The organism is Streptomyces sp. NPDC044061 (genome assembly GCF_056434305.1).
In genome coordinates this window covers 96,760-112,620 of the sequence record NZ_JBWKFL010000002.1, presented here as the reverse complement: position 1 = coordinate 112,620, position 15,861 = coordinate 96,760, and the positions used below count along the sequence as shown (strand labels likewise).

Annotated in this window: 14 protein-coding genes, 1 other RNA gene and 2 pseudogenes; 10 read left to right on the top strand and 7 right to left on the bottom strand. The window is 72.6% G+C overall.

All coding sequences use genetic code 11. The features are described from left to right. Nucleotides 1-5 precede the first annotated feature (5 nt). Nucleotides 6-791, top strand: a pseudogene (locus tag AC07CM_RS02970) (DMT family transporter); the annotation flags it as partial. Nucleotides 792-909: 118 nt separating this feature from the next. After that, nucleotides 910-1,317, top strand: an RNA gene (gene rnpB, locus AC07CM_RS02965) — RNase P RNA component class A. A 41-nt stretch (nucleotides 1,318-1,358) separates the two neighbouring features. Here the strand turns inward: rnpB and AC07CM_RS02960 are convergent. Further along, nucleotides 1,359-1,697, bottom strand: a complete 339-nt coding sequence (locus AC07CM_RS02960) for a MazG-like family protein (RefSeq protein ID WP_478874553.1) — start codon at nucleotides 1,695-1,697, stop codon at nucleotides 1,359-1,361. A gap of 36 nt (nucleotides 1,698-1,733) precedes the next feature. Further along, on the bottom strand, nucleotides 1,734-2,288 hold the full coding sequence (locus AC07CM_RS02955; protein ID WP_478874552.1) for a DoxX family protein: 555 nt from the start codon (nucleotides 2,286-2,288) through the stop codon (nucleotides 1,734-1,736). Nucleotides 2,289-2,415: 127 nt separating this feature from the next. On the opposite strand from AC07CM_RS02955, the gene AC07CM_RS02950 reads away from it, so the two are divergent. Together AC07CM_RS02950 and AC07CM_RS02945 are read left to right on the top strand one after the other, a co-directional pair. Then, nucleotides 2,416-2,742 (top strand): nuclear transport factor 2-like protein, encoded by a 327-nt coding sequence (locus AC07CM_RS02950; RefSeq protein ID WP_478874551.1) that lies wholly within the window; start codon nucleotides 2,416-2,418, stop codon nucleotides 2,740-2,742. A gap of 60 nt (nucleotides 2,743-2,802) precedes the next feature. Next, nucleotides 2,803-3,827 (top strand): annotated as a pseudogene (locus AC07CM_RS02945) (aldo/keto reductase). A gap of 25 nt (nucleotides 3,828-3,852) precedes the next feature. Here the strand turns inward: AC07CM_RS02945 and AC07CM_RS02940 are convergent. Continuing rightward, entirely contained in the window at nucleotides 3,853-4,620 is a 768-nt protein-coding gene (locus AC07CM_RS02940; RefSeq protein ID WP_478874550.1) for an ABC transporter ATP-binding protein, read from the bottom strand. Nucleotides 4,621-4,712: 92 nt separating this feature from the next. Then, complete coding sequence (locus tag AC07CM_RS02935; protein ID WP_478874549.1) at nucleotides 4,713-6,206, bottom strand: ABC transporter permease; 1,494 nt, start codon at nucleotides 6,204-6,206, stop codon at nucleotides 4,713-4,715. Nucleotides 6,207-6,405: 199 nt separating this feature from the next. Here AC07CM_RS02935 and AC07CM_RS02930 point away from each other — a divergent pair, with 199 nt between their 5' ends. Beyond that, nucleotides 6,406-7,602 carry a D-alanyl-D-alanine carboxypeptidase family protein gene (locus AC07CM_RS02930; RefSeq protein ID WP_478874548.1) on the top strand — a complete coding sequence of 399 codons (1,197 nt, stop codon included), beginning with the start codon at nucleotides 6,406-6,408 and terminating at the stop codon, nucleotides 7,600-7,602. Between the two features lie 267 nt (nucleotides 7,603-7,869). Here the strand turns inward: AC07CM_RS02930 and AC07CM_RS02925 are convergent, their stop codons facing one another. Next, nucleotides 7,870-8,628, bottom strand: coding sequence for an SDR family oxidoreductase (locus AC07CM_RS02925; protein WP_478874547.1), 759 nt, complete (start codon nucleotides 8,626-8,628; stop codon nucleotides 7,870-7,872). A 56-nt stretch (nucleotides 8,629-8,684) separates the two neighbouring features. Next, complete coding sequence (locus tag AC07CM_RS02920) at nucleotides 8,685-9,701, bottom strand: Gfo/Idh/MocA family protein (protein WP_478874546.1); 1,017 nt, start codon at nucleotides 9,699-9,701, stop codon at nucleotides 8,685-8,687. An 85-nt stretch (nucleotides 9,702-9,786) separates the two neighbouring features. Between AC07CM_RS02920 and AC07CM_RS02915 the strand changes: the two genes are divergently transcribed. The 5 genes from AC07CM_RS02915 (at nucleotide 9,787) to AC07CM_RS02895 (ending at nucleotide 14,829) form a co-directional block, all read left to right on the top strand. Continuing rightward, nucleotides 9,787-11,118: a multidrug effflux MFS transporter gene (locus tag AC07CM_RS02915; RefSeq protein WP_478874545.1), complete on the top strand. Its 1,332-nt coding sequence runs from the start codon at nucleotides 9,787-9,789 to the stop codon at nucleotides 11,116-11,118. Beyond that, nucleotides 11,070-12,239, top strand: a complete 1,170-nt coding sequence (locus AC07CM_RS02910) for a serine hydrolase domain-containing protein (RefSeq protein WP_478874544.1) — start codon at nucleotides 11,070-11,072, stop codon at nucleotides 12,237-12,239. Before AC07CM_RS02915 ends, AC07CM_RS02910 begins: the two co-directional genes overlap by 49 nt. Before the next feature lie 55 nt (nucleotides 12,240-12,294). Then, nucleotides 12,295-13,320, top strand: a complete 1,026-nt coding sequence (locus AC07CM_RS02905; RefSeq protein ID WP_478874543.1) for a small ribosomal subunit Rsm22 family protein — start codon at nucleotides 12,295-12,297, stop codon at nucleotides 13,318-13,320. A 25-nt stretch (nucleotides 13,321-13,345) separates the two neighbouring features. Beyond that, nucleotides 13,346-13,960 carry a TetR/AcrR family transcriptional regulator gene (locus AC07CM_RS02900; RefSeq protein ID WP_478874542.1) on the top strand — a complete coding sequence of 205 codons (615 nt, stop codon included), beginning with the start codon at nucleotides 13,346-13,348 and terminating at the stop codon, nucleotides 13,958-13,960. A 131-nt stretch (nucleotides 13,961-14,091) separates the two neighbouring features. Beyond that, the gene (locus AC07CM_RS02895; RefSeq protein WP_478874541.1) at nucleotides 14,092-14,829 is read left to right on the top strand and encodes a bifunctional DNA primase/polymerase; all 738 of its coding nucleotides are present in this window, start codon (nucleotides 14,092-14,094) and stop codon (nucleotides 14,827-14,829) included. Nucleotides 14,830-14,853: 24 nt separating this feature from the next. Here the strand turns inward: AC07CM_RS02895 and AC07CM_RS02890 are convergent, their stop codons facing one another. Then, nucleotides 14,854-15,849 (bottom strand): SCO2278 family lipoprotein, encoded by a 996-nt coding sequence (locus AC07CM_RS02890; RefSeq protein WP_478874540.1) that lies wholly within the window; start codon nucleotides 15,847-15,849, stop codon nucleotides 14,854-14,856. Nucleotides 15,850-15,861 lie beyond the last annotated feature (12 nt).

Sequence of the window (15,861 nt, the reverse complement as noted above, 5' to 3'; positions counted from 1 at the left end):
GCCGCATGACTGCGCGTGGCTGGTTCCTGTTCTCCCTGATGGGAGTGGTCTGGGGCATCCCCTATCTGATGATCAAGGTGGCGGTGGACGACCTGTCCCCCTCCATGGTGGTGTTCACCCGCTGTGCCCTGGGCGCGGCGCTCCTGCTCCCCTTCGCGATACGGCAGGGCGGCCTGGTCCGGACCGTCCGCTCGCACTGGCTCCCCATACTGGCCTTCGCGTGCATCGAGATCATCGGGCCCTGGTTCACGCTCACGGACGCGGAACGGCACCTGTCCAGCTCGACCGCCGGCCTGCTGATCGCGGGCGTCCCGATCGTCGGAGTGGTCCTGGCCCGCTTCTTCGGGCTCGGCGACACGGAAGGGCTGGGCGCCAGGAGGGTGACGGGCCTGGCGCTGGGCCTCGCGGGCGTCGGCGTCCTGACCGTCCCGCACCTGACGGGAGGCGACGCCCGCTCGCTGGCCGAGGTGCTGCTGACGGTGCTGGGCTACGCGACGGCACCCCTGATCGCGGCTCGGCACCTGAAGGACGTCCCCTCGCTCCACCTCACGGCCCCCTGCCTGGCGCTCGCGGCCCTGGTCTACGCCCCCGCGGCGGCGGCGACCTGGCCGGCCGAGGTGCCCCCGTCCCCGGTCCTGGCGGCCCTCGCCGGCCTGGGCGTGGTCTGCACGGCGCTGGCCTTCGTGGCGTTCCTGGAACTGATCAAGGAGGTCGGGCCGACCCGCTCGACGGTCATCACCTACGTCAACCCGGCGGTGGCGGTGGCGGCGGGAGCGCTGCTCCTGGGCGAACGGCCGACGGTCACCGTGCTGGCCGCCTTCGCCCTGATCCTGACGGGCTCCGTCCTGGCGACGGCCGCCGCTGGTCCGCGCCGGCCCGCACGCCCGGTACCATGGTCGACACGGCAGACGAGCCGGGCGGACGGCCGCGTGGAGTCCCCCTAGGGGGCTTCCCGAGGAACGTCCGGGCTCCACAGGGCAGGGTGGTGGCTAACGGCCACCCGGGGTGACCCGCGGGACAGTGCCACAGAAAACAGACCGCCCGGCGCTCAGGCGCTGGGTAAGGGTGAAACGGTGGTGTAAGAGACCACCAGTGCCCAGGGTGACCTGGGCAGCTAGGTAAACCCCACCTGGAGCAAGGTCAAAAGGAGCCGCCGTGAAAAGCGGCTCTGCGCGGACGTTCGAGGGCTGCCCGCCCGAGTCCGCGGGTAGACCGCACGAGGTCGGTGGCAACACCGGCCCTAGATGGATGGCCGTCGCCGAGGGGACCCGCGAGGACCCCTCGGAACAGAACCCGGCGTACAGCCCGACTCGTCTGCCCTTCCCGCACCCTGCGGAACGCCGAAAGAGCCCCGCCGATCAAACCGGCGGAGCCATGGGCCGGTCGCGGATCCGGGACAGGTGGGAGTCGAAGACCTGCCCCGCCTCCGGCGTCAGCGTCCGCAGCGCCACCAACGCCGTGATCGCCACGTCGCACAGTTCGGACTGGACGTCGTCCCAGGTGTGGGTGACGCCCTTGCGTGGGTTCTGGCCGGTGGCGCCGATGACCGCCTCCGCGACCTCGCCGACCTCCTCCGAGAGTTTGAGGATGCGGAGGAGGACGCCCTCCGGGCCGGTGTGCCTGCGGGTCGCCTCCAGGCGGGACCAGAGTTCGTCGATCGTCGGCCAGAGGGCCGCGGCGGGGTCCGGTGCTGTCATGCACCGCAGCCTGCCACGCGCCGGACGGGCTACTCGCTACTCTTCGAACTCCTCGAACAGCATCTCCTGCTCCCCTTCCGTCTTCGCCCGCACCCGCCGGTTCCGCGTCCCCACGACCACCGCCGTGGCCGCCGCCGTCACCCCCAGCGCCACCGGCACCATCCAACCCCTGTCGAACACATGGCCGAGGGCGTGGTCCAGGGACAGGCGGCCGGGGCCGGTCACCGCGAGGCCCGCCGCAGACAGGCCGAGGCTCGCCGCGTACTCGTAGCCGCCCTCCTGGGCGAAGAAGCCGTTGGGCATGTGGACCGCCGCGGCCCCGGCCATCGCGCCGGCCGCCGCCGCGCCCGCCGCCGGGGTCGCGAGGCCGAGAGCCAGCAGCGTGCCGCCGCCCGCCTCCGCCAGCCCCGCTGCCGTCGCGCTCGCCTTGCCGGGCGCGTAGCCGACGGACTCCATGAACTGGCCGGTGCCCTCCAGCCCGTGCCCGCCGAACCAGCCGAACAGCTTCTGCGCGCCGTGCGCCGCCAGCACTCCGCCGGTCCCCAACCGGAGCAGCAGCAGGCCCAGATCACGTCGGTCGTAACAGGTCACGGTGACTCCCGGTCAGCAGGTAAGAGGTCCACCTCCGCGTTTCCACCGTCGCATCCCGCACACCACCGGGCCCGTCCTGGATGGCGTTCGGGTGGCGGGTCCAGGGGAGCGGTGTGAGCCTTGCGCCATGACGATTCAGCCAGCCAAGCTCAGGGATCCCTCCGTCCGGGCCTTCGTCAACGCCGTCAACTCCCACGACCGCGAGGGCTTCATGTCGCTGCTCGCACCGGGCGCGACCATGGCCGACGACGGCTCCGACCGGGACCTCGCCGATTGGATCGACCAGGAGATCTTCTCCTCGCACGGCCACATGGAGGTCGACAACGAGTCCAACGGCGGCCGCGCCCTCCTGGCCCGCTACCGCAACGACACCTGGGGCGAGATGCGCACCCGGTGGACCTTCACCGTCGAGGACGACGGGCGGATCTCGCGGTTCGAGACCGGGCAGGCGTAAGCACGAAGGGACCGCGGGGGCTTGTCCTCGTGTGCGCTTCAACTCCTGGTGTCCCGGGGCATGCAGACGACCACCAGGACACTGGGACGCAGCGGCATCGACGTGGGTGCGCTCGGCTTCGGATGCTGGGCCATCGGCGGTGAATGACAGGCCGCCGACGGACAGCCGCTCGGCTGGGGCAGGGTCGACGACGAGGAGTCCGTACGGGCGATCCACCGCGCCCTCGCCCTCGGCGTCACCTTCTTCGACACCGCCGACGATGGGGGTCCCCCCGCTCGAGCGAAGCCGAGAGTGGGGGAGGCACCGGACACAGCGAGGAGATCCTCGGCCGGGCGCTCGGCACCCGCCGGGAGGACGTCGTCCTCGCCACCAAGTGGGGCAACGTCTTCGACGCCGGCACCCGCACCCGCACCCTCACCGGCACCGACGACACCCCCGCGTACGCCCGCCGCGCCCTGACCGCCTCCCTGCGCCGCCTCGGCACCGACCGCATCGACCTCTACCAGTTGCACCTCTCCGACGCCGACCCCGGCCGGGCCGCCGAACTTCGCGACGCCTGCGAGGAGTTCGTCAAGGAGGGGCTGGTCCGCGCCTACGGCTGGAGCACCCACGACCCCGAGCGCGCCGCCGTCTTCGCCGAGGGCCCGCACTGCACGGCCGTACAGCACCGCCTCAACGTGCTCCAGGACGCGCCGGACCTCGTGGAGCTGTGCGAGCGACTGGAGTTGGCGAGCGTCGACCGCAGTCCGCTCGCCATGGGACTGCTGGGCGGCAAGCGGCGCGGACCGCTGGACGCCGGGGACATCCGGAGCAGGCCACCGGCGTGGCTGGAGGGGTTCCGGCAGGGCACGGGGGCCGAGTCGGAGTGGCCGGCCAGGGTCGACGCCCTGCGGGACATCCTCACCAGTGACGGCCGCACCCCCGCCCAGGGCGCCCTGGCCTGGCTGTGGGCGCGCAGCCCGCGCACCGTGCCGATCCCGGGTTTCCGGTCCGTCGCCCAGGCGGAGGAGAACGCGGGCGCGCTCGCCGAGGGGCCGCTCACCGCGGACCGGTCGGCCGAGATCGACCGCCGGCTCGGGCGATGAGCGGCCCCGGAACCGTACGGCGGGTTCAGTAGGCGTGACCGCCGTACCGCTGCGGCGCGTACTGCGCCTGCGCGTACTCCTGCCGCGGGTACGGGCCGGGTGCCTGCCGCCGGCCCCCGCCCTGCTCGGTGAGCGTGATCCGGCCCGCCTCGATGGTGGCCAGGCGCGGGGCGCGGCGGGCGATGGAGGAGTCGTGGGTGACCATGACGAAGGTCAGCCCGTGCTCCCGCCACAGCCCCTCCAGCAGGGCCATGATGTCGTCGCGGGTGCCCTCGTCGAGGTTGCCGGTGGGCTCGTCGGCGAGCAGCACCTTCGGGTTCTTCACCAGCGCGCGGGCGATGGCGACGCGCTGCTGCTGGCCGCCGGACATCTCGGACGGCACATGTCCGAGACGCTCGCCGAGCCCGACCGAACGCAGCGCCTGCGCCGAGCGCTCGCGGCGCTCGGCGGGCTTGACGCCGAGCGGGACGAGCGCCGTCTCCACGTTCTCCTGGGCGGTGAGCGTCGGGATGAGGTTGAACGCCTGGAAGATGATGCCGATCTTCTCGGCGCGCATCCGGGTCAGCCGGGCCTCGCCGATCGTGGCCAGGTCGACGCCGTCCAGCTCGACGCTGCCGGAGGACGGGCGGTCGAGACCGCCGATCATCTGCAGCAGCGTGGACTTGCCGCCGCCCGTCGGGCCCTGGATGACGAGTTGGTCGCCGTCGGCGATGGTGAGGTCGATGCCGCGCAGCGCCTCCACCGTCTCCTTGCCCCGCGTGTACCGCTTGGCAACGCCGGTGAGTCTGTACATGGGTTCTCCGTCAGGAACGTCAGGAAGGAAGGGGGGTGGGGGCGCCGCGTCCCGGGGGGAGTGGAGGCGGCGCCCCGGCTCGGGGGCGGGTGTTACGAGACGCTGCGCAGGGCGTCGGCCGGGCGCATCCGGGAGGCGCGCCAGCCGCCCATCGCGCCGGCGATCAGACCGCCGGCGACCGCGAGGCCGACGGCGAGCGCGATGGTGGTGAGGGAGACCGGCGCGGTGAGCGCGATCTCCAGCTTGCTCGCGGCCTGCTGACCGGGACCGCCACCGCCGGGCCCGCCGCCCGGGCCGCCGCCCGTGCCGCCACCGCCGCTGCTGCCGAGCTGCGCGGTCAGCTTGGGGCTGATGGCGGTGACCGCGTAGGCCGCGGCGAGGCCCAGGGCGATGCCGAGGCCACCGCCGATCAGGCCGTTGACCATGGACTCGCCGACCACCTGCCGGGTCACCTTGCGGCTCGGCCAGCCGAGCGCCTTCAGGGTGCCGAACTCCCGCACCCGCCGGGAGACGGCCGAGGAGGTGAGCAGCGCGGCCACCAGGAAGGCGGCGGCGAGGACGGCGATGGACAGCCACTTGCCCACACTCGAGGCCAGGCCGGAGGCCGTGGACAGCGAGCCGGAGACGGTGGAGGCGAGGTCGGAGGAGGTGGTGACGGTCGTACCGGAGATGTTGCTCTGGATCGTCTTCTTCACCGCCGCGATCTGCTGGGAGTCGGTGGCCTTGACGTAGATCGTGGTGACCTTGTTCTTGGCGTCACCCAGCGACTGGGCCTGCTTCAGGGGCAGATAGACGTCGGTGGTGGACTCGCCGCTGTCCGGGGTGGCGATGCCGATCACCGTGTACTTGGTGCCGGAGATCTTGAAGGTCGAGCCGACCTTGTACTTCTTCTCCTTGGCGTACGACTTGGCGACCACCGCGACCTTCGCGTTCGTCTGCGCGGAGGTGATGGTCCTACCCGAGGTGATCTTCATGGTGGCCAGCGGGCCGAGGGTCTGGTCGCTGACGTCGACACCGGCCACCGAGTAGCTGTTGACGTTGAAGTCGGCACCGCCGCCCTGCACCTGCGGCTGCCCGTTGCCGCCGCCCGGGCCGCCCTGCTGCTGGGAGCCGGACGAACCAGACGAGCCAGACGAACCCGATGAGCCGGATGAACCGGACGAATTCGCCTTGCCCTGCGTGAAGGAGCCGTCGACCTTGGTGACGTTCAGGGAGAGCGCGCCCACCGCGCTCGCCACGCCCTTCTGCGCCGCGACCTGCTCGACCAGCGAGGACTTCAGGGCCTGACCGCCCTGCGTCATCACCCGGTCCGAGCTCTGGCTGGTCTTGCTGCTCGACTTGGCGTCGAACCTGAAGTTCGGGCCCTGCGAGCTGCCGGCCCTGGGCGCCGACTGCGCCTTGGTGACCGTCATGTCGGTGCCGAGGCCGTACAGCGACTTCAGGACCTTGTCCTGCGCCTGTGCCATACCGGCCGACACCGAGCTGACGGTGATGACCAGCGCGATTCCGAGCGCCAGACCCATCGCGATGACCAGAGCGGCCTTCTTGCGGCGGCTCAGCTCACGCTTGAGATAGATGCCAAACATCCCGTTCCTCGAAGGTTCTTGGCGCCCGCTGTGGGCGCGGCCACAAGCTAGGGAGGAACCTTTGAGGCGCACTGGGTAAGAGATGTGCAAGGGCTGAGAAGCCGCGGTAACTCATCGGATTTTCATCAGACAGCAAATTCCTGGCCGCCGTCGGACCCGTGTGCGGAAACCCCTGTTGGGCGCGGTGTACGGTCCCGGGGTGCGCGATTGTTCCCGGCTCAGTCGGCGTGCCGTCCTCGGACTGACGGCCGCCGCCCTTCCCCTGTCCGCGGCCGCCCCGGCCACCGCCGCCGAGTCCACCGTCATCGGCGGTGAGCGGCTGTCCCGTACGGGCATCCAGGTGCGCGGTGCCACGGGGCTGCCCAAGAAGCTCTCCGCCCGCTCGTGGCTGGTCGCCGACTGCGAGAGCGGCGAGGTGCTCGCCTCCTTCAACGCGCATCGGCGCCTCGCTCCCGCGTCCACCCTGAAGATGCTGTTCGCGGACACCGTGCTGAAGAGGTTCGAACGGACCGCGCGGCACCGGGTCACCGACACGGACCTCGCCGACATCCCGGCCGGCTCCAGCCTCGTCGGCATCAAGCCCGGCATCACCTACACCGTGGAGCAGCTGTGGCAGGGCGTGTTCCTGCGCTCCGGCAACGACGCGGTGCATGTGCTCGCGCACATGAACGGCGGCGTCGGAAGGACGGTCGCCGAGATGCAGGCCAAGGCCGCGGACCTGCAGGCCCTGGACACCCATGTGGTCAGCCCCGACGGCTTCGACCACGCGGGGCAGCTCTCCTCGGCGTACGACCTCACGCTCTTCGCCCGCCACGGCCTGAAGGACGACGACTTCCGCGGCTACTGCGGCACGAGGACCGCCGACTTCCCGGCGGGAGGCAAGAAGACCTTCCAGATCCAGAACACCGACCGGCTGCTGACGGGAGCCTGGGGGCTGAACACGTACGACGGCCTGATCGGTGTGAAGAACGGTTACACCAGCCATGCCGGCAACACCTTCACCGGCGCGGCCACCCGGGGCGGTCGCACCCTGCTGGTCACCGTGATGCATCCGGCCGAGGGCAGCAACGCCGTCTACGAGCAGACCGCCGCACTGCTCGACTGGGGCTTCGGGCACGGGCGTTCGGCGCAGGCGGTGGGCACGCTCGTCGAACCGCTCAGCGAGGGCGGGGCGAGCGCGAGTCCCACGCCCGTGAGCAAGGCGGCGCAGGCAGCGGCCGGTGCTCCCGGCTCGGCGGTCAAAAGCCCCTCGGTATGGCGCTTGGTGGAAGGCGCCGCCGGCACGGCGGCACTGCTCGGAGCGGGCGCGTGGGCGCTGCGGCGCAAGGTCCGGGCGCGGGCGGCCGCGGGCGAGGCGGACCCGGAGAGCGAGTCCGGGGGACGGCACCGGCGCTGAGCGGCCCGGCTTCGGCGTACAGCGGCAGCCGTTCCACCGACCGGCGCGCACCTCGCGGTCCCACGCGAGGTCCACCCCCAACTCCGGTCCGGTGGAACGGCTGCCGTCTCCCCCCTCGGTGTGGCTGCGGAATCCACGTGCTCCAAGTGTGAAGCTCTCGTGGAGGAAAGTTGAGCATATGTGGCCGACCGGCCGCAATAGCGCGGATGTTTAAATTCCGCTTGTGTAAGTTGGGGAGTTTGGTTCGCCTGGCCACGCGTTCGGCCCTCAGCCCCGCCCGACATAGGGCATCGCCGTCGCCAGCACCGTCGTGAACTGCACGTTCGCCTCCAGCGGCAGCTCGGCCATGTGCCGCACGGTGCGTGCCACATCGGCCACGTCCATCACCGGCTCGGGGGCGACCTCCCCGTTGGCCTGCAGTGCCCCGGTTTGCATCCGGGCCGTCATGTCGGTGGCCGCGTTGCCGATGTCGATCTGCCCGACGGCGATGCGGTACGGCCGCCCGTCCAGCGACAGCGACTTGGTCAGGCCGGTCAGCGCGTGCTTGGTCGCGGTGTAGGCGACCGAGTGCGGGCGGGGCGTGTGCGCGGAGATCGAGCCGTTGTTGATGATCCGGCCGCCCTGCGGGTCCTGCTCCTTCATCCGCCGGTACGCCGCCTGCGCGCACAGGAACGCCCCGTTGAGGTTGGTGTCCACCACGTGCCGCCAGGCGTCGTAGGGCAGCTCCTCGACGGGCACCCCGCCGGGGCCGAACGTGCCCGCGTTGTTGAACAGCAGGTCGACACGCCCGAACAGCTCCACGGTCGCCGCGAACAGCGCCTCGACGTCCTCGGGCCGGGACACGTCGGTGCGCACGGCGAGGGAGGACCCCTCGGGCACCAGTGCCGCCGTCTCCTCCAGCGTCTCGACGCGCCGGCCGGCCAGTGCCACCGACCAGCCGGCGCGCAGCAGCTCCAGGGCGACGGCCCGTCCGATGCCCGAGCCGGCGCCGGTCACCACCGCGATCTTCGATTGCCTGTCAGTCATGCCTCCGCAGCGTAGGCGGGAAGTCCGCCATGCGGAATCAGGCGTCCGCCATACGGCTAGCCGACCACGGTGGCCACCTGGTCCCCGGGGTAACGCACCCCGATCCGCTCCCGGATCGTGTCCAGCGTGCGCATCACCGCGAGACTGCCCTCCAGCGGCACCAGCGGCGACTCCTTCTCGCCCGCCCGCAGCGCCCGCATGACCTCCACCGCCTCGTGCCGGAGGCTGGTGCGCGGGCCGTCGGCCGGGGCGGCGGTGAACTCCTCGGGGTCACGGCCGTCGCGGTGCAGCACGAAGCGGTCGGGGTGGAAGAAACCGGACGGGACGTCGATCCGGCCGCGCGAACCGGTGACCGACGCGGTCACCGCCGTACCACCGACGATCGAGCAGTGCACCGAGGCCATGGCCCCGCTCTCCCAGGACAGCAGGGCGCCCGTCTGCAGGTCGACGCCCTCCTCGGAGAGCACCGCCCGCGCGGCCACCTCGTCCGGCTCACCCAGCAGCAACTGCGCGAACGACACCGGGTACACCCCGAGGTCGAGCAGCGCCCCGCCGCCCAGCGCGGGGTCCCGCAGCCGGTGCGCCGGCGGGAAGGGGCCCGCCAGCCCGAAGTCGGCCTGCACCGTCCGCACCTCGCCGATCGCCCCGTCCGCCACCAGCGCCCGCAGCCGCCGGACCAGCGGGTTGCAGTACATCCACATCGCCTCCATCAGGAAGCGGTCGTGCTCCCGCGCCAGCGCCACCAGTTCCTCGGCCTCGCGGAGGTTGAGCGTGAACGCCTTCTCGCACAGCACGTTCCGCCCGGCCGTCAGGCACAGCCCGGCCGCCGCCCGGTGCGCCGAGTGCGGGGTGGCCACGTAGACGACATCGATGTCCGCGTCCGCGGCCAGCGACTCCCAGTCGCCGTAGGCCCGCGTCACCCCGAACCGCTCGGCGAACGCCTCCGCCGACTCCCGGCTGCGCGAGGCCACCGCCACGATCTCCGCGTCCGCCAGGTCGACCAGGTCCGCCGCGAACGCCGCCGCGATCCCGCCCGTCGCCAGGATCCCCCACCGCACGCTCTGCTCCGCCATCCCCGCCCACCCTCGTTCACGTGTACCTCGGCAGTGTGTACGAGCTGAGAGCATAGGTGCCGATCAGTACGAGAGGGAGGGACACATGCCCGAGCACGTGGCGGTGCCGACACCGGAAACGAAGCACGAGTCCACCACCGCACAGTCCTCGGTCGCCTCCCGACGCCGCACCGGCCCGCTGGTCACCCTCCTCCTCGGCGGCCTCACCGCCACACCACCGCTCGCGATGGACATGTACCTCCCGTCGCTGCCGGAGGTCACCCGCTCCCTGCACGCCCCGGCCGCCACCGTCCAGCTCACCCTCACCGCGTGTCTGGCCGGCATGGCGCTCGGGCAGCTGGTCGTGGGCCCGATGAGCGACCGCTGGGGCCGCCGCCGCCCGCTGCTGGCCGGCCTCGCCGTCTACCTCCTCGCCACCGCCCTGTGCGCGCTCGCGCCGAACGTCGAGACACTGGTCGCCTTCCGCCTGGCACAGGGTCTCGCGGGCGCCGCCGGCATCGTCATCGCGCGGGCCGTCGTACGCGACCTGTACGACGGCGTGGCCATGGCCCGCTTCTTCTCCACCCTGATGCTGATCTCCGGGGTCGCGCCGATCGTGGCCCCGCTGATCGGCGGACAGATCCTCAGGGTGACGGACTGGCGGGGCGTGTTCGTCGTCCTCACCTTGGTCGGCGCCGCGCTCGCCGCGGTCGTCTGGCTGCGGCTGCCCGAGACCCTGCCGCCCGCCACGGGGGCCACCCCGCCCGAGCCGAGCCGAGAGCGGGGGAGGCACGACGGGGAAGTGCGGGAGGCCCTGCGCGCCATGCGCGGCCTGCTCTCCGACCTGCCCTTCACCGGCTACATGCTCGCCGGCGGCTTCGCCTTCGCCGCGCTGTTCGCCTACATAGCCGCCTCCCCCTTCGTCGTCCAGGAGATCTACGGCGCCTCCCCGCAGACCTTCAGCCTGCTCTTCGGCCTCAACTCGGTCGGCCTGGTGATCGCCGGGCAGGTCAACGGCAAGGTGCTCGTGGGCCGGGTCAGCCTCGACAAGGTGCTCGGCACCGGACTCGCCGTGATCGTGCTCGCCGCGGCCGCCCTGCTGCTGATGTCCGCTGGCGCGTTCGGCGAGGTCGGCCTGGTCCCGATCGCCGTCGCCCTGTTCGTCCTGATGTCCGCGATGGGCATCACCCTGCCCAACGCCCAGACCCTCGCCCTGCTGCGCACCCGGCACGCCGCCGGCTCCGCCTCCGCCCTGCTCGGCGCCTCCTCCTTCCTCGTCGGGGCGGTCGCCTCCCCGCTCGTCGGCGTCGCCGGAGAGCACACCGCCGTACCCATGGCGATCGTCCAACTGGCGGGAGCACTGGTCGCGACGGCCTGCTTCGTGGGAATGTGCCGTCCCTGGAACACACGTACGGGGCCGGAGGGAGACCAGAACTGAGCGCACCGCGACTGCGCGTCGGCACACCCGAGCGAGCCGGGCTCGACCCCGTGGCACTCGGGCGCCTGGCCGACGAGGCACACGCCCTCACCACCGGAGCGCGCCCCTGGGCGGCCGGTGCCGTCGTGCTGGCCGGACGCGGCCCCGTGATCGCCGTCGCCGAGGCCGCGGGCTGGGCGGTGCGCTACGCCTCCTACGACCCCGGGTCCGACACCGGTGTCGAACTGCCGCCCGCCGCCCGGGTCCCGGCCACCGTCGACACCCCCTTCGACCTGGCCTCCCTGACCAAGCTGTTCACGTCCGTCGCGGCCGTGCAGCAGATCGAGCGCGGCACCCTCGGCATGGACGCCCGCGTCGGCGCCTACCTGCCCGAGTTCACCGGCGCCGCCGAACACGGCGTCACCGTACGGCAGCTGCTCACCCACACCTCCGGACTGCGCCCCGAACTCCCGCTGTACGACTGCCCGGACGACGCCGCACGCCTCGCCCTGCTCCGCGCCGAGGCACCCACCGGCGAGCCCGGCAGCCACCTCTACTCGGACCTGAACATGCTCCTGCTCCAGTTCGTGCTGGAGCGGATCACCGGCCGTACGCTCGACATCCTGATCGAGGAAGGCATCACCCGCCCGCTCGGGATGACGGCGACCGCCTTCGGGCCCTGCCCCGGCGCGGCGGCCACCGAGGACCAGCGGCGTCCTTGGGCCAAGGCGGACCGCGGGATGCTGCGGGGCGAGGTCCACGACGAGAACGCCTGGGCGCTCGGCGGGGTGGCCGGCCACGCCGGCCTCTTCTCCACCGCGGGCGACCTCGCGGTCTTCGGCCGCACCCTGCTGGCCGGCGGCGCGTACGGCCCCGCCCGGATCCTCGGCCCCGACTTCGTGGAACTCCTGCTGACCCCGCCGGGCCTGGGCTTCGCCGTGGACCGCCCGTGGTTCATGGGCGAGCTCGCCGGGCGGGGAGCGGCGGGTCACACCGGATTCACGGGGACCTCGCTGGTCCTCGACCCGGCGACGGACACGTTCCTGGTGCTGCTGGCGAACACCGTGCACCCGAGACGCCGGGCACCGGACAGCGGGCCGAGGGCGAGACTGGGCACGCATCTGGCGCGGGCGGTGATCTGAGCGGCGGAGCCCCCGGCGGTCCGGCACCGGCACCGCCCAGCCATACAATCGGCAGGTGAACGACCCCGCATCCCCGGCCGAAGCCCTCCGCGCCTCCCTGGCCGCTCTCCTGGACGGACTTCCGCCCAGGCAAGCCGCCGGAGCCGTGGAACGGCTGATCGCCAACTACCGGGGCGACACCCCCACCCACGCCCCGATCCTCCGCGACCGGGCCGACGTCGCCGCCTACGCCGCCTACCGCATGCCGGCCACCTTCGAGGCGGTCCGCTCGGCCCTGGACGCGTTCGCCGAGGCCGTACCCGACTGGACGCCCGGCAGCCATGTCGACGTCGGCGGGGGCACCGGCGCCGCCACCTGGGCCGTCACGGCGACCTGGCCCGGCGAGCGCAGCGTCACCGTGCTGGACTGGGCCGAGCCCGCGCTCGCCCTCGGCCGGGAGCTCGCCACCGCCAACCCGGCGCTGCGCGACGCCCGCTGGGAGCGGGCCCGGATCGGCACGGAACTCACCCTCGACAGCGTCGATCTCGTCACGGTGTCGTACGTCCTCAACGAACTCGCCGAGGCCGACCGCGCCGCCCTCGTCGACGCGGCCGCGACCGCCGCGCGGTCCGTCGTCGTCGTGGAGGCCGGCACCCCCGCCGGCTACGCCCGGATCATCGAGGCCCGCGACCGGCTGGTCCGCGCCGGGTTCCGCGTCGCCGCCCCCTGCCCGCACAGCGCCGACTGCCCCATCGCACCCGGCACCGACTGGTGCCACTTCTCCGCCCGGGTCAGCCGCTCCTCCCTCCACCGCCAGGTCAAGGGCGGCTCCCTGGCGTACGAGGACGAGAAGTTCAGCTACGTCGCCGCCACCCGGCTGCCGGCCGAACCGGCCCCGGCCCGGGTGGTGCGGCGCCCGCAGATCCGCAAGGGCCAGGTGCTCCTCGACCTGTGCGAGGCGGACGAACGGCTGCGCCGCACGACCGTCACCAAGCGCCACGGCGACCTGTACCGGGCGGCCCGGGACGCGGACTGGGGCGACCCGTGGCCACCGGAGGTCCCGCCCGCCTCCGTCGACGACGCTCGTGATCGGAACACCTAGCCGGGGAGCTTGTTAGCGTCACCCCATGGTCAAGAAGCCCGCCCCCGACGCCACCCGCCGCAGCGAGAAGTCCCGCCGGGCGATCTACGCCGCCGCCCTCGCCCTCGTCGGCGAGGTCGGATACCCGAAGACCACCGTCGAGGGGATCGCCGCCCGGGCCGGCGTCGGCAAGCAGACCATCTACCGGTGGTGGGGATCCAAGGCCGACGTGCTGCTGGAGGCGTTCCTGGATCTCGGCGAGGAGACCGCGCGGGCGGCGGGGCAGGAGCCGTACGCCATCCCGGACACGGGCGACCTCGCCGCCGACCTCAAGGCCGTGCTGCGGGCCACCGTCGACGAGCTCCTCGACCCGCGCTTCGAGGTGCCCGCCCGCGCGCTGGCCGCCGAGGGCGTAGTCAACGAGCAGCTCGGCCGCGAGTTCGTCACCCAGCTCCTCGAACCCCAGCTCCAGCTGTACGTCGACCGGCTGCGCTCCGCACGGGACGCGGGGGGCGTACGGGCCGACATCGACCCGCGCATCGCGCTGGAACTGTTCGTCTCGCCCCTCGCGCAGCGGTGGCTGCAACGCACGGGACCGATCTCGTACGAGTACACGGACATCCTGGTCGAGTACGCGCTGCACGGGATCGCCCCGCGGTGATCCCGCGTGTGAGGCACGTCTCGCCCGCTTCCTCCGGATCCGCCCCGGGACCCCCCGAAGCAGAAGAAGATGGGACGATGAGGCATGCTGTCCGCACAACAGCGAGGCGACCAGCGAAATCAAGGGGTTAGATGAGCGCGACGTTCGGCGGCCGGAGCGGCCGGCAGGGCAAACTCTCCCAGTGGCTGCTCGGACGGCGCCCGAAGGAGTCCGCCGCCGACGACGGCGGCCGTGAGGCCCTGCTGCTCTCCACCGCCGCAGCGGGACTGCCCCTGGCGCCCGCCGCGCACCCCGCTCCCGGCTACCGCTGTTCCTGCGACCGCGTCGGCTGTCCCACCCCGGCCCGGCACCCGGTGTCCTTCGCGTGGCAGACCCAGTCCACGACGGACCGCGCGCAGATCGAGCGCTGGGCCCGGCACCAGCCGGAGGCCAACTTCATCACCGCCACCGGCATGGTGCACGACGTCCTGGACGTGCCCCTGCGGGCCGGCCGGGAGGCGCTGGACCGGCTGCTCGGCACCGGTGTCGAGGTCGGCCCGGTCGCCGAGAGCGACGACGGCCGCATGCTGTTCTTCACCCTCACCCGGGGCACCCCCGAGGACGAGGACGAGTGGTGGCCCTGCGAGCTGGACTGCCACCCCGAGACCATGGACGAGCACCCGGGGCTGCGCTGGCACTGCCGCGGCTCCTACGTCCTCGTACCGCCCGCCCGGCTGCCCGGCGACGACCAGCGGGTGCACTGGGTCCGCGGCCCCGAGCACCCGCTGACCGACCCGCTGAGCCTGCTGGAGGCGCTCACGGACGCCTGCGCCCGCCACGTCGGCACGGAGGCCGACCGGACGGGCGCCGCCTGGCCGCTGCGGCACTGAGCCCCCGGCCCCGGACCTGCCGGCCTACTCGCCCTGCGCGGCCGTCAGTCCCCGGACCTGCCCGAGGACAGACACCCGGCCGCTGCCCGCCGGGTCGAGCGCGGCCTCGTTGGAGATGATCTCCAGCGTCAGCGACTGCTTGATCTCGCCCTTGGTCAGCGCCTGCACGTCCTTGTTCGGGGCCGGCACGGAGGTGCCCGCGGCGGCGGTCTGCTTCTCGTAGTGGTGCGTGGTGAAGAACACCAGCGCGCCCCCGTCCGCCGTGCGCAGCGCGAGCGGCGCGTAGTCGCCGTGGGTCAGCGGCTCGTCGATGTACTGCCGGACCAGGCCCGGCTTGTTCGCCTGCTTCGCGCGGTCCGCGCGCCAGCCGCTGGTGTTCCGGCCGGCCGCGAAGGTGTTCCCGCCGCTCTTCAGATAGCGCGCGTAGGCCTTGCTCAGGCCGGAGGGCGGAACGGCCAGTTGCGTGGAGTCGGCGGGCACGGCCTCGGCGAAGCCGTCCGCGTCCTTCTTGAACCGCGGTACGTCACCGGGCGCGACCAGCGTCAGATACGCCACCTTCCACGGCTCGCCGAGGTCGTGGCGGGTGAACACCAGCAGCCAGCGGGCGTTGCCGGTCCCCTTGTTGCCCTTGGCGTCCGCGACGAACCAGCGGGGCCAGCCGGCCTTCTTCGGGATAGTGAACTTCGCGTCCGTCAGCTCCAGCGGCGAGTGGTTGACGTTGCCGGACGGGCTGTTGGCGTGCCCGGCCTTCAGCCGGGCCCCGTCGATGTCGGCGAGGGCGCCGGTGACGTGGTCCGCGTCCAGGGAGCGGTCGTAGGCCTTGTCGGCCTCGTTGTACGCGTCGGTGAACTGAGTGAGGGCCTTGGCGGCCTCGGCACGGGTGGCGGCGGGGAGCACCTCGCGCTCCCCGTGCACCACCACGCATCCGCTCGCCGTCACCGACAAAGCGGTCAGCGAGGCCGCTATGAGTGCGTTCCGGTCCCGCCTGCGAAGCCCACGACGACTGCGATCCCTGCTCATGAGGTGCCTTCA

Coding starts and splice junctions, on each gene's coding strand:
- AC07CM_RS02940 (WP_478874550.1), bottom strand. CDS start 4,620: ATGTACAGACTCACCGGCGTTGCCAAGCGGTACACGCGGGGCAAGGAG.
- AC07CM_RS02935 (WP_478874549.1), bottom strand. CDS start 6,206: ATGTTTGGCATCTATCTCAAGCGTGAGCTGAGCCGCCGCAAGAAGGCC.
- AC07CM_RS02950 (WP_478874551.1), top strand. CDS start 2,416: ATGACGATTCAGCCAGCCAAGCTCAGGGATCCCTCCGTCCGGGCCTTC.
- AC07CM_RS02960 (WP_478874553.1), bottom strand. CDS start 1,697: ATGACAGCACCGGACCCCGCCGCGGCCCTCTGGCCGACGATCGACGAA.
- AC07CM_RS02900 (WP_478874542.1), top strand. CDS start 13,346: ATGGTCAAGAAGCCCGCCCCCGACGCCACCCGCCGCAGCGAGAAGTCC.
- AC07CM_RS02925 (WP_478874547.1), bottom strand. CDS start 8,628: ATGACTGACAGGCAATCGAAGATCGCGGTGGTGACCGGCGCCGGCTCG.
- AC07CM_RS02920 (WP_478874546.1), bottom strand. CDS start 9,701: ATGGCGGAGCAGAGCGTGCGGTGGGGGATCCTGGCGACGGGCGGGATC.
- AC07CM_RS02895 (WP_478874541.1), top strand. CDS start 14,092: ATGAGCGCGACGTTCGGCGGCCGGAGCGGCCGGCAGGGCAAACTCTCC.
- AC07CM_RS02890 (WP_478874540.1), bottom strand. CDS start 15,849: ATGAGCAGGGATCGCAGTCGTCGTGGGCTTCGCAGGCGGGACCGGAAC.
- AC07CM_RS02915 (WP_478874545.1), top strand. CDS start 9,787: ATGCCCGAGCACGTGGCGGTGCCGACACCGGAAACGAAGCACGAGTCC.